Genomic DNA, 12,552 nt, shown 5'->3' with positions numbered 1-12,552 from the left:
GGCCAGTAGCTAAGAGCAAGTCCGCCGCGTCGTAGGGCGAGAACCAGGAATCGATCCACCATGTCCACTCCATCGATCAGCGTCGTGCGCGACGATAGTCCTATGAACAACAGCATCCCTGCAGGGCCGAGGTCGGGTGGTCCGACGCGGAGGCGTTCGATCACTCCGGCGCAGAAACTCGTCCACCTTGCCGCTTACGAGGTCGCGATCGCCACGAATACGGGCGGGGCGTATCTGCGTCAGCAGGGCATCTATTCCTCCCAGATCACCGAATGGCGAAAGCTCCGTGACGCTGGCGTGCTGGAGGGCAAACAGCCCGGGGAGAAGATCGGGAAACTCACCCCGGAGCAGGCCGAGATCGCCCGGCTCAAACGAAAACTGGAGTTGACGGACCAACGTCTGGCCACGACCGAGGTGGCGTTGGAGATCATGTCAAAAATGCACGAGCTGTTGGAAAATCTTTCCAAGAGCTCGCGGGACGAACCACCGCAGACGAGACAGTAAAAACCACCTATCGTGAGCTGACCGCCCGCGGCATTTCCACCCGCACGGCCGCCACGTTGGTCGGTCTTCCCCGGGCAACCGCCACCAGGAAGCCCCGGGCGACACGTCTGTCGGCGGTCGTGGTGGTGCCGGCGAACAAGCTCAGCGATGCCGAGCGGACCCACATCCTTGACGTGGTGAACTCGCCGGAGTTCGTCGATTTGGCGCCGATCCAGATCTACGCCCAGCTGCTCGACGCGGGCGTGTATTTGGCGTCGATCTCCACCATTTACCGGGTTCTGCGGGACAACCGTCAAGTGAAGGAGCGTCGTGCCCAAGCGCGGCATTCGGCGCGAGCCATCCCGGAACTTGTCGCCGTCAAACCAGGAGACGTCATTTCTTGGGATATTACCAAGCTGCCCGGGCCGATCAAAGGCAAGTATTTCGATGCGTACGTGATGATCGATATCTACTCGCGTTACATCGTGGGCTGCGCCGTCCACGCGTCGGAATCCGCGGTGTTAGCGGCGGAGATGATGACGAGAACCTTCGCTCTGCATGGCACCCCGCAGGTTGTTCACGCCGACCAGGGAACGTCGATGACGAGCAAGACCGTTGCCGCGCTGTTGTCAGATTTGGAGATCACCCGGTCGCACTCCAGGCCCCGGTGAGCAATGATAACCCGTTCTCGGAGGGCTGGTTCAAGACCTTGAAATACGCTCCCGTGTTCCCGGAACGCTTCGCCAGCCTCGGCGACGCACGCGCCTTCATGGCCGACTTCGTCGATGGTTACAACCACAATCATCGGCATACCGGCATCGGGTTGAACACCCCCGCGGACGTTCACTACGGTCTCGCGGCCGCCACGGCCCGAGCCCGCATCGCAGTCCTGAAGGCCGCCCGCGCAGCGAACCCGCACCGGTTCTCCACCACCACGGATCCGAAGATCCTCGCCCTGCCGGGCACGACCTGGATCAACAAACCCATGGAAACCACGACCGCCGAAATGAAGGACCCATCAACCGATGTCGAATTAGCTGCCTAAACTCCCGCTGGCCTCATCTGCCTTGACAAATTCCGCCCTGCCAGGTTTCACGGCCGATGTCTTCATGACACTTAGTCCAGGACGTCCGCCATGTCGTCGAAGACCAGGTAGTCGCAGTGGGCCGGGTGGAAGCCGAAACTCTCCCAGTACTGCCGTAGCGCCACTTTGGCCGATTCGTGCTCGGCTGTTCCTTCCGAGGGGGCGTCTTTGGTGAGTACCGGTGCCGCCTCCAGGAGGACCTTGGAGGCGGAGCGGCCGATGGTGCAGAGGATGGCTTTCAGGATGGAGTGGCCGAGTTTGTTGCCGCGGAATTTTGGGGCGATCCGCAGTGAGGACAGGACCAGCAGGTCACCGCCCAGGGCCATGTCCTCGATCAGGTCGGGACGGTTGATCGTCAGCATCTCCCCGACATTCGCTACCTCCTGGCTCACCGCGTCCAGGGTCAGGAACAGTTCGATGACACCCGCGTCCGGAACCACGTACAGGTGTGCTTCCCCGACGGACACTTCCTTGCCCTCACTGTCGTCCTCGTCCTCGTCCTCGTCCTCCCAGACACGCCCCTTGACCTTGACGGTCCAGAACACCGGGTAGCCTTCCGGGTCATGGTGGGCCCCGGGGATTCCCCGGAACTGGCAGCGGTAGTCGAAGGTCAGGTATTCAGGGACAAGGTCGGCCATGGCGATCCTCCAGACGTCAACGTGCTCGGCACGCTTGTGCCCACAGCACTCAGCCTAACCACGATCAGTCTGCCCCAGACCGCCCCTCCGTGGTCTGCCCTGCCGCCAGCCCGGGAGCCCTTCGTCGAGCTGGTTCTTCTTAACTGGGCCCAGCTTGCCGGCGCGGTCGTTGATCCGCTGCGTGTGCAGCCATACACCAAGGACGCGCTCTGCCCGGTCGTCGGTTTTGTTGTGCCGCGGCCAATCCTTGCCCGCAGCCCGGTACTTCTGGACCTCTTTCAGGCGCTGCTTCCAGCGCGCTTCGTCGTCGGCCCGCTTCGTGGACTGCTCACGCCAGCCGGGGATCACGTCGAGGGCCCGGGCATAAGTGGGGGAGAGGGTGCCCTGCGCTGCTTCCTTGCGGCGACGGTGCAGCCACACCGCCAAGGCTTTCTCGCGGGCGGAGGCGCCGTGAGAGGCAGGGAGCCGGTGTTCAGCCTCATACAGGGCCCGGATGTCAGCGAGGTTCCGGCGCCCGGCAACGGGCAGCTGTCTGGGTACGTCCGGAAGTGCCTCTTGATGCTCCCCTCTGATGCGGGGATCTTGCCTCGCAGCGATGGCCAGGTGATTCTATGCACCGCTCATCAACGGCGCCACCCAGGTGATGTACGAGGGCACCCCGGATTCGCCGCACCAGGGCCGCTGGTGGGAGATCATCGAGAAGTACAAGGTCTCCATCCTGTACACCGCCCCTACGGCCATCCGTACGTTCATGAAGTGGGGCCGGGACATCCCGGACAAGTACGACCTGTCCTCCCTGCGCGTCCTCGGTTCCGTGGGCGAATCCATCAACCCCGAGGCCTGGATGTGGTACCGGGACGTCATCGGCGGCAACAAAGCACCGATCGTTGACACCTGGTGGCAGACCGAAACCGGCGCCCAGATGATCGCCCCGCTGCCCTGCGTCACCGCCACGAAGCCCGGCTCGGCCCAGGTCCCGCTGCCCGGCATCGCGGTGGACGTCGTCGATGAGCAGGGCGAATCCGTGCCGGACGGCCACGGCGGCTTCCTGGTGATCCGGGAACCTTGGCCTGCCATGCTCCGCGGCATCTGGGGCGACCCCGAGCGGTTCAAGGAGACGTACTGGTCCCGCTTCGAAGGCATGTACTTCGCCGGTGACGGCGCCAAGAAGGACGAGGACGGCGACGTGTGGCTCCTGGGCCGGGTGGATGACGTGATGAACGTCTCCGGGCACCGGCTTTCCACCACCGAAATTGAATCCGCTCTGGTCAGCCACCCCTCAGTGGCCGAAGCCGCCGTTGTGGGCGCCGCGGACGAGACCACCGGCCAGGCCGTCGTTGCGTTCGTGATCCTGCGCGGCGACGCCGTGGACTCGGGCGACGCCACCATCCAGGAGCTCCGCAACCACGTGGGCAAGGAGATCGGGCCCATCGCCAAACCAAAAACCATCCTCGTGGTCCCGGAACTGCTCAAAACCCGCTCCGGCAAGATCGTCCGCCGCCTCCTCAAGGACATCGCAGAAGGCCGTGAAGTAGGCGACGCCACCACCCTCGCCGACAACACCGTCATGGCTCACATCGCCAAGTCCCTCGCGCAGTAAAGAGCAGTATAGAAAGGAAGGAGGGAGTGTCTGAATAACGGTGGATCCGTGGTTGGCCTGACACGCAGGGCCGTGCCTGGCTGGAAGGACCGATCATGAGCGAAACACTGGATCCCATGGCGACTGATGTGGATCAGCAAGAGTTGGCGCAGCAGCTCCTGGCCCAGGCCAGAGAACAGGGGATCGACCTCGTGGGCCCGGGCGGGTTGTTGAACCGACTCACGAAGAACGTTTTGGAGACCGCGTTGGAAGCCGAGATGGACGAGCACCTCGGTTATGGAAAGCACGACGTGGCCGGATGCGGGAGCGGGAACTCCCGTAACGGCATCCGCACGAAGACCGTGTTGACGGAGATCGGGCCGGTGGAGATTGATGTGCCGCGGGACACCGGCTCCACGTTCGACTCGCAGATCGTCAAGAAGCGGCAGCGAAGGCTGACGGGCGTGGATGAGATTGTGCTGTCGCTGAGCGCGAAGGGCCTCACGACCGGCGAGATCGCGGCCCATTTCGGGGAGGTGTTCGGTGCCAGGGTATCGAAAGACACGATCTCCCGGATCACCGAAAAGGTGATCGGTGAAATGACCGAGTGGCAGAACCGGCCCCTTGACCGGGTGTTCCCGGTGGTGTTCATCGATGCAATCCAGATCAAGGTCCGCGACGGTCAGGTCACGAACCGGCCGGTCTACGTTGCGGTCAGCGTCAACGGCGAACGGGACATCCTCGGGCTGTGGGCCGGGGACGGCGGGGAAGGCGCGAAGTTCTGGCTCTCCGTCCTGACGGAAATCAAGAACCGCGGCGTGGAGGACGTCTGCATCACCGTCTGCGACGGGCTCAAGGGCCTGCCGGAGGCCATCAACACGGTCTGGGACCGCGCCGTGGTCCAGACCTGCATCGTCCACCTGATCCGGAACACCTTCCGGTTCGCGGCCCGGCAATACTGGGACGAAATGTCCCGTGACTTGCGCCCGGTCTACACCGCTCCGTCCGAGGCTGCGGCGAAGGAACGCTTCGTCGATTTCTCGGGCAAATGGGGCCAACGGTATCCGGCGATCACGCGGCTCTGGGAGAACGCGTGGAGCGAGTTCGTGCCGTTTCTGGACTACGACGTGGAAATCCGGCGGGTCATCTGCAGTACGAACGCCTTTGAATCCGTCAATGCCCGCTACCGGCGGGCGATCCGAGCCCGGGGACATTTCCCCACCGACCAAGCCGCACTGAAATGCCTCTACCAGGCCACTCGGGCACTGGACCCGACCGGCAAAGGCAGGGCACGATGGGCAACGAGGCGGACGCCGGCCGGAACGCGTTCGCCATCACCTTCGAAGGAAGAATCAATTAAATGCCAGCCACGGTTCCACCGTTAGACGGACACTCACGTGGGACCCGTCTTCCTGACGTTTCATGGGGGCGTTGAGGGGGTGGCTGGTCACACAAGGCTAGCCTGCGGAGAAGCGGCGCAACGTTAGCGGCGACGTACTCCTACCGGTCCCAAACGTTTAACGGGGAGTCGTCGTCAACCTGGACGTGCTTAGGGCTCTTTCCCCCTAAAGTCCAAGGTACGCGTCCGAGGGGTAGTGTTTGCCCTAGTCGACGAAGGGGTCAACATGAGCTACAAATATCGAACTGTCCGGGTTCGCGGTACCGACTGGGTTGGAACCATTGCCCGGAAGCATGGAAGTGGACCTGAAATCTACGAAACGTCTAAGGACCCGAGTACATCAGTGGTTCCGGTGTTCTTCGAGGCGACGGGCGAGATCCGCTTTTTCGACAGGTCGACACTGGAGGATGTGGTGGCGACTGCAAGTTAGGGAGTGCCTCCTGATTGGCGGAGCCGATGACGACGATTGGACGACGCCTGCTCGGTAGGGCAGTGCGAGTACGTAAAAGCGGGTGGCGATGGCGCGCCTTTGCTAGACGCGGCCGGAGGACCTTTCGCAATGGACCGCGTTCCCTCCGTGGGGGGACGCGGTTGCCTTTTTTGGCGTGTGCAAAGGGCGAATTCGGAGTGTGCACAATGTGCACACTTTGGGCAATGGACTGAGGCGTACATCGGTCGGTTCGGGCCGGATTCCGCATGTTTCCGCGACTTACCAGTGTTTGCAGGGGCTGGAGTCCGGTTCGAGTCCCACCTCGGGCACGTGTGTTCCCTGTTCAGGGGCTTGTGGGCCTCTGAGTGTGGACAAACTGTTCACGTTGGGCCCCATCGGGGGCCTTTTTGGTGGCAGTTACTTGTTGCTGGCATCCTCCTTCTTGAAGTGTGGGGGCCGGGTTCGGGGCTAGTTACTCTTCATGGTTTCCTCTGGCCTCCACGACATAAACGTTGTGGATTTGGACGAGATGTCCAGTGGTAGCGGCTACGTGGCTGGTTCTTCATAATCATTCATTGCCTGTGTGTTGGATGACTACATGACGGAACGGCGAGACGCCGAGGTGGGCTCAGCGGTGGAGCCTGCCAGGTCCGCGTGCCGGCCAAAGCACAACCGAGCGACCCCGGAGTTCCTCCGCAAGCCGATATGAACCCATATGTCTCCCTAGCAGCCCGGCCCTGCAGCGTTCGCCTGGTGCCCGGAAGGGACACAAAACACCCCCCGAAGCCTTGATCAGGATGGAAGCCATTTGACGCCCGAGGGACCACCTCCGGCTGAAGGCCGGCCCTTTGAAATCAGGAGCCGGCGGCTAAGTCAGAGATGTGCTCGCGGTGGAGGCTTTTCGCTCGGCGCGGACGATGGCATTCAACAAACCTGGAAACGAATGGTCCAGAGTCCCGCAGCGAAGCCTGTTTAGGATCGCACTTCCTTGATAGCGCTGCTCGATGACTCCGGCCTCACGCAGAACCCTGAAGTGGTCGGTGGAAGTAGATTTGCTAATCGGCAGTTCGAAGGCGATGCAGGCCTGGTCGTGGTGCCCTTCGGCCAACTGGGCCACGATCCGCCGCCGCATGGGATCAGCCAATGCCGAAAGAACGTCATCGATCCGTATCTGATTGGGCGAGGGGTGGTCCAAGGTGTGCATAAGTCGATTTTCCAAGATTCAACTCCTGCCAGACGTATTATGAGTGATTGTCCCGTCGCTCGCGCTGACGGTGCGGCGCCTCCACGACGTCACCCAGAGCGGATGGTTGATCCTGCTTGGGTTGATTCCCTTCCTTGGCGCCATCGCACTGCTGGTCTTCGTGCTGCTGCCATCCAACCCGGCAGGTCAGCGGTTCGACCAGCCGACCGCCCACTGACTACGACGATAAAAGGAGCCCGCCGCCTGCGGGCTCCTTTTGATGCAGAGACTATCCCATCAATGGCTCCCACATCGCGCGCATGGTCTGCGCCCGCTCAGTCAGCCAGGCGCGGATCTCCCCCTCCTCCGCCGGGGTGACTACGCGAACTTCCGTGGCGACTGACCACGAAGAAGCGGTGACCTTGGCTCTGGTGATCTCTTCCCTGAGGGCCCCCGCTCCGCGCGCCGCCGACCGGTGGCGCGCAAGAAGGAGGGGTCAAGGAGCCGTCCCCTGCTCCGATCGAAGAGGATGTGGAACGCCCAGATCCGCCCCGAGGTCACCGTAACGGTCCATCTTGATCTCATAATTGACTCGGGGTCCTCCAGTTCGACGCCGGGCGAGAGCTCGGGGTCGACATCCGGGATGACCACCGTGTGGCTCGAGTCCTTAGCGTTGGCCGGTGCCTGCCTTGTGCAGGTGGCTCGCCTACGGTGTGATGACGGTGAACACGGCGTCGGTCCGGTTGGACGTGTTCGCGTCGTTGGCCCGTATGGACAGCGACGCGAACGACGAGTCGACGGGGGCCAGGCCGGCGTAGTCGCCCACGAAGAACCCGCGGGCCAAGGGCGCCGTCATCATGTCGAATGGGCCGTGGACGTGCGTCTCGTCCCCGAGCGCAGGAGTGCCCACAGGGGAGGAGATGAACCAGTAGTCCGTGGGCAGCGTGCTGGTGTTCCCGACGGTGAGGTTCCGGAAGTCGTAGTATGTGACGCCGACCTTCCCGCCGGCGACGCTAACGCTCGGGGTGAAGGCCGGGACGCCCTTCGGTGTGTTGGCGCGCTCCGGCGCGCTCCAGGTCGCCCCGCTGTCAGTCGACGTTGAGATCGCGACTTCGTCGTAGTGCCCGCCGTTGAACCGTGAATCCTGCCACACGACGTACAGCTGCCCGGTGGCCGGGTCGACAGCCGGCTCCGGGATGATGTCCCCGGTCCGAACGGGCGCACCCGTGTTGGGGTCGGTAACGCCCGCGGTGTTGAGCTTCGCGATGACCTGCGGGGCCGCCCAGCTGGTGCCCCCGTCCGTGGACTTGATGTAGGCCACGTTGAGCCCGTGCAGCTTGTCGATACCGTTCTTGCCCGTGCCCAGGATGAGGTCGAAGAAGTTGTACAGCGTGCCGTCCGGGCTGACGACGATCTGGTTGCCGATGGTCTGCTGCTTGTTGCCGGTGTGCACGATGACCGTCGGCGGGCTCCACGTGGCGCCCCAGTCCGTCGTCTTGGAGAAAAGCGTCGGTCCCGTGTAGGCGGACGCATGGGCTGCAGCCCGCGGGTTATCGGTCGGTGAAACGAGCCGGTCCCACACTGCGTAGGCCGTGCCCGAAATCAAGGGGTCAGCAGTGACGGACTCCTTGTCGTTGAAGAACTGTGGAGACCCGAGGTCTTCGATCAGGGTCTTCGGGGCAGTCCATGTTGCTCCGCCCTCGTGGGAGGTCGAGGCGAGAACGGCATTGTCGTAGCCGACGCCTTGGAACGAAATGGAAACCGAGTATGCCGTGCCGTCCGGTCCTATCGAGACCCACGGGTCCGAGGCACGGTCGTATCGGGAAGGTCCGCCCGCGGCGCAGACCGAGAACGGCTGGGCTACCTTATTCCAGGTCGTGCCCCCGTTCGTCGAGTAACCGGCCACGAGACCGCGCGCGCCGCCGTCGGACCAGCGGTCCTGCTGCCACACGCCGATGATGTTGTTGGAGTCGTGCGGATTGACGGCGACCCACGGCTCGACCTCGGCGTTCGGGTAGTTCACGGCGCCGGGAGCGGAGCCCAACGTGCAGGCCGAGAACGGGCTGGCCCCGCTCGCAACGACCAGGGGACTGAGCGTCGCGGCGGAAGCTCCGGACATGTTGAGCATGAGCGCGGCCGGCAGCATTGTGAGCAGCGCGGCTCGGCGCAGGCGTCTGGCGATCATTGGTTTCTCCTACAAGGGTGGGGGTGGCTGGATGCGTGGTGGGGGTGCGACAACGGTCAAGGGTCCGCTACGGGCCTGTGCGTTCCGGGAAAGTCCAGCTCACGAGGTCATCGAGCGGCTCGGCCTCGAACGCGGAGGGCCGGCCTCGGCGAACCCGCGGCTCGCACTGAACGGCTCAAAGCCCCTCGCGGCTCGGGCACGCGTTCAGCACGGTGATGCCCGCGCCAAAGACCTGGCGGCCCCGAGCTGGGCCGCCAGGGCAAGGAGCCGGGCGTCGTCACCCGGACGGCCGGGGAACGCGACCGCGAGCGGCAGGCCGAAGGAATCCAAGCCGTCGGGGACAATCATGGCGTGCGCACCGGCCGGCGCCCCGCCAGGCCCGGCGTCCCACACCAGAGCGTTGAGCTCGGGGTCGAGGCGTCGGATCCGCTCGTGGGCCGCAGTCTCAACTTCCGCCGGGCTCGCCTTCCGTGCTTGAACCAGATCGGCCTGCGGGAGGCCGTCGAGCCAGCGCAGCTGCTCGTCCATGCACTCCAGAGGACCACATACTTGCCGCCCGCGCAAGGGCCTGAGTTGACTAATGAGAGGACTGTCGGTGTGGGATCGAGAAGAAGGTGTAGTTTTGCTGTCGACCAGTTCCTGACGGCCAATTTCCTTGCCGCGGAACTGACCGACATTGTCGCTTCCGTGGCAACACTTTCCCGCGGTGCTCATGGCCTGCGCTGCTGGAAGCCGAAGAATGAACTGGTCTTCGCCGAAGCGACGTCCGAGGACGAGATCACGTCACAGACCTCCGGTACGGGAACCACCACCCGGGTCCTGAGCCACACCACCACCGAGGTGGCCCGGTCCACCGGCCGGTCCACGTTCCTCTCCCTGATGCCCTATGTGGTCATCATCAGTGTCTTCGCCATCAGCCAGATCCCGGCCGTCAAAACATGGCTCTCAACCGTCGGATCCGGGACCTTCGCATGGCCGGGGCTGAACGTCGCGGATGCCTCCGGCAAGACGGCGGCCGCGCAGATGTTCAAGCTCGACCACCTGAAGGCCACCGGCAGGCTACTCCTGCTCGCCGGTGTGATCGTGGCGGCCAGCTACCGCATCAGCGTCGCCCAGGCCGTGGCCGCGTACAAGGCCACCCTGGTCCAGCTGCGCTTCACCATTGTCACGGTGATGTCGGTTCTGGGACTCTCCTTTGTCATGCGTCTTTCCGGCCAGACCGCAAGCCTCGGATTCGCCCTCGCATCGGCCGGCGGCCTGTTTATTCTCTTCTCTCCGGTCATCGGCTGGATCGGCGTGGCCATCACAGGCTCGGACACCTCATCCAACTCGCTATTCGGACTCCTGCAAGTCACCGCTGCAGGCCAAGCTGGAATGGACCCCGTCCTCGCAGCAGCAACCGACTCCTCGGCCGGTGTCCTTGGCAAGATGCTCTCACCGCAGAACCTCGCCGTCGCCGCCGCCGTCGGAATGGCAGGACGGGAAGGCGAGATCTTCCGCAAACTCATCAGCTGGAGCCTGGCGCTGCTGGTCCTCTTTGTTGGCCTCGTCTACCTCCAATCCACACCGGTCCTGGGCTGGAGGGTGCCCGCATGCCGCCCTTCAACACCACAGGACCACAGATGAAAGTCCGGGGCGGCTCCCCGGGAAATCCTCAGCAGGGCTTAGGAGAAGCAACATGATTCACTACACCCACGGCGTTGGCGGTACGGCCGTATCCGACGCCCGGCCGGAGCCCGGCGCGGCGCCCCTTCGCATCCTCATCGCTCCGGACAAATTCCAGGGATGCCTCACGGCAGCTGATGTTGCCGGCGCCATCCGAACGGGAATCGGATCCCTGGCGTCCGGCCCCAGCATCCACGTTGCGGTACTGCCGCTTGCTTTCGACGGGACGACCGCGGTCGTGGAGGTTGCCGGGACCTGTGGGCTGGCAACTCTCCGCGGTCCCTTGCGCCCGCTGGATGCCTCCAGCCGCGGCGTCGGAGAAGCCATCCTCGCCGCGGCGCTTTTGAAACCAAAACGCCTGGTGGTGGCCCTCGGCGGCAGGGCGAGCACCGACGGCGGCGCCGGGATGCTGGCCGCACTCGGCGCGCAATTCAAGGATGTCCACGGAAGACTGATAGAACCCAGCGGCAGGGCACTGGAACGAATCGTCGACGTCGATCTCAGCAACGTCTTCGACTTCACCGGGATCGAACTTGTCGGCGCCAGAGACGTGACCAACCAACTCCGGGGACCTGACGGCGCCGCACACGTGTTCGGACCGCAGAAGGGAGCCCGCCCCGAAATGGTCGCCCGCCTGGACGCCGGGCTCGCCACCCTGGTTGATGCCTGCGGTGGCATCCCCGGCCTCGACGCCGACGCCCTGGCAGACCGTCCCGGAGCCGGCAGCGCCGGTGGAATCGGCTTCGGGCTGCTCCTCGTGGGCGGGTCCCTCGTGTCCGGGGCTGACTACTGCCTGGACCTCCTGGGATTCGATGCACAGGTGCGGTAATCCGACCTGCTCATCACGGGCGAAGGACGCCTTGACGCTCAAACGGCGGACGGGAAGCTCGTTTCCGCAGTCTGTGCACGGGCGGAAGGAACTCCCGTATGGGCAATCGTTGGATACTCAGCCCTGGATGGAACAGCCGCACAAGAGCTGGGCCTGGAAAATGTCATTGCCCTCCGGGACCTCTCTGCGCTCGATGCATCACAGGACCCCGCCGCGGCCACGATCCTGCTCCAACAGGCGGGACGGAACATCATCCATGCCCTCTCGGCAACGCAGCCAACCAATTAGCTATCAGCCGGATGGACGCGTCACTTTCCAAGGCTTGGCGAGACAATATTCTCAAGGACGGCCCTCGTTGCGAGCTCCAGTCGGGCGTGCCACCCCCATCACCAGATCAATTTGCACTGTCTGGGCCGCTACGATCGCCAAGCCCTGCCACAGTCCGGGCATGCCACTGAGCCTGTGGCACCAGTACTGGCTCTCACGGGAGGTAGCGGTGCCGATGTCGCGTTCGAGATGATGAGTCCCGCACGCCTGGCCCGAAACCCCGCGGATCCTCGCCCCCTTCGGTCAGCTGCTGCTGGCGTGATCACGCCCGCTGTCGAGACGTTCGCGCTGGTGCAGGCCGCCGAGGCGCATGGCATGCTCGAGGCGGGGCATACGGCCGGGAGGCTCATTCTCAAGCTTTAGCCATGAGGGGCCTGGAATCCGGCCGGGGCGTGCATAGCGTTCGTGTCCACGAACTATGAAAAGCCGCCACATTCCGAACAAACACTCCGCGCGTCGGTGCTCAGTCGCGGCCGTCGTCCAGACTCCAGCCCAGCCTCCCGACCATGCTATTTCAGAGCAGAACGAAATCACGCATGAGATAGAACTCCCGCGCGTTCGGAGGGAAGCGCGGCAGTCGCATGGATGGTGCCGGAAAATGGGCAAAAAGAGAGTGTGGACAATGTCCACACTTTGGGCTTCGGATCGGGCCGTTCGTCGGGCGGACTGGGCCGGATTGCCTATGTTTTTAAGAGTTCCCAGTGTTTGCAAGGGTTGGAGTCCGGTTCGAGTCCCACCTCGGGCACGTGT

Annotated in this window: 7 protein-coding genes and 5 pseudogenes; 7 read left to right on the top strand and 5 right to left on the bottom strand. The window is 63.8% G+C overall.

Features of this window, described 5'->3' with window-relative positions:
* Positions 1-102 precede the first annotated feature (102 nt).
* Positions 103-1,528: pseudogene (locus ACQCSW_RS12115) on the top strand (IS3 family transposase).
* A 71-nt stretch (positions 1,529-1,599) separates the two neighbouring features.
* Here the strand turns inward: ACQCSW_RS12115 and ACQCSW_RS12110 are convergent.
* Entirely contained in the window at positions 1,600-2,205 is a 606-nt protein-coding gene (locus tag ACQCSW_RS12110) for a hypothetical protein (RefSeq protein WP_426986202.1), read from the bottom strand.
* 54 nt (positions 2,206-2,259) lie between these two features.
* Complete coding sequence (locus ACQCSW_RS12105) at positions 2,260-2,625, bottom strand: helicase associated domain-containing protein (protein ID WP_426986200.1); 366 nt, start codon at positions 2,623-2,625, stop codon at positions 2,260-2,262.
* A 190-nt stretch (positions 2,626-2,815) separates the two neighbouring features.
* Here ACQCSW_RS12105 and ACQCSW_RS12100 point away from each other — a divergent pair.
* Together ACQCSW_RS12100 and ACQCSW_RS12095 are read left to right on the top strand one after the other, a co-directional pair.
* A pseudogene (locus tag ACQCSW_RS12100) lies at positions 2,816-3,805 on the top strand (AMP-binding protein); the annotation flags it as partial.
* A gap of 95 nt (positions 3,806-3,900) precedes the next feature.
* Positions 3,901-5,144 (top strand): annotated as a pseudogene (locus ACQCSW_RS12095) (IS256 family transposase).
* A 1,337-nt stretch (positions 5,145-6,481) separates the two neighbouring features.
* Here the strand turns inward: ACQCSW_RS12095 and ACQCSW_RS12090 are convergent.
* A complete protein-coding gene (locus ACQCSW_RS12090) occupies positions 6,482-6,817 on the bottom strand; it encodes an ArsR/SmtB family transcription factor (protein ID WP_426986198.1) in 336 nt (111 codons plus the stop codon).
* A gap of 46 nt (positions 6,818-6,863) precedes the next feature.
* Between ACQCSW_RS12090 and ACQCSW_RS12085 the strand changes: the two are divergent.
* A pseudogene (locus ACQCSW_RS12085) lies at positions 6,864-7,034 on the top strand (DUF805 domain-containing protein); the annotation flags it as partial.
* 468 nt (positions 7,035-7,502) lie between these two features.
* On the opposite strand, the gene ACQCSW_RS12080 reads toward ACQCSW_RS12085, so the two are convergent.
* Both ACQCSW_RS12080 and ACQCSW_RS12075 read right to left on the bottom strand, forming a co-directional pair.
* Positions 7,503-8,981, bottom strand: a complete 1,479-nt coding sequence (locus ACQCSW_RS12080; RefSeq protein WP_426986196.1) for a sialidase family protein — start codon at positions 8,979-8,981, stop codon at positions 7,503-7,505.
* Between the two features lie 204 nt (positions 8,982-9,185).
* Entirely contained in the window at positions 9,186-9,509 is a 324-nt protein-coding gene (locus ACQCSW_RS12075; protein WP_426990743.1) for a hypothetical protein, read from the bottom strand.
* On the opposite strand from ACQCSW_RS12075, the gene ACQCSW_RS12070 reads away from it, so the two are divergent.
* The 3 genes and pseudogenes from ACQCSW_RS12070 to ACQCSW_RS12060 all read left to right on the top strand — a co-directional run bounded on the left by ACQCSW_RS12070 (position 9,414) and on the right by ACQCSW_RS12060 (position 12,165).
* Positions 9,414-10,607: an L-lactate permease gene (locus tag ACQCSW_RS12070; protein ID WP_426990685.1), complete on the top strand. Its 1,194-nt coding sequence runs from the start codon at positions 9,414-9,416 to the stop codon at positions 10,605-10,607. The two genes, ACQCSW_RS12075 and ACQCSW_RS12070, sit on opposite strands and share 96 nt — an antisense overlap.
* 52 nt (positions 10,608-10,659) lie before the next feature.
* Positions 10,660-11,763 (top strand): annotated as a pseudogene (locus tag ACQCSW_RS12065) (glycerate kinase).
* A 174-nt stretch (positions 11,764-11,937) separates the two neighbouring features.
* Positions 11,938-12,165 carry a zinc-binding dehydrogenase gene (locus ACQCSW_RS12060; RefSeq protein ID WP_426986194.1) on the top strand — a complete coding sequence of 76 codons (228 nt, stop codon included), beginning with the start codon at positions 11,938-11,940 and terminating at the stop codon, positions 12,163-12,165.
* Positions 12,166-12,552: the final 387 nt, after the last annotated feature.

Origin of the sequence: Pseudarthrobacter sp. Y6 (assembly GCF_050156205.1) — a bacterium.
Lineage (GTDB): Bacteria > Actinomycetota > Actinomycetes > Actinomycetales > Micrococcaceae > Arthrobacter.
Note: the sequence above shows the minus strand (reverse complement) of the source record. Positions and strands in the feature narration are given on the sequence as shown.

Bases quoted from the DNA above. Each gene is read 5' to 3' on its own strand.
- ACQCSW_RS12075 (WP_426990743.1), bottom strand. From the start codon at position 9,509: ATGGACGAGCAGCTGCGCTGGCTCGACGGCCTCCCGCAGGCCGATCTG.
- ACQCSW_RS12080 (WP_426986196.1), bottom strand. From the start codon at position 8,981: ATGATCGCCAGACGCCTGCGCCGAGCCGCGCTGCTCACAATGCTGCCG.
- ACQCSW_RS12110 (WP_426986202.1), bottom strand. From the start codon at position 2,205: ATGGCCGACCTTGTCCCTGAATACCTGACCTTCGACTACCGCTGCCAG.
- ACQCSW_RS12090 (WP_426986198.1), bottom strand. From the start codon at position 6,817: ATGCACACCTTGGACCACCCCTCGCCCAATCAGATACGGATCGATGAC.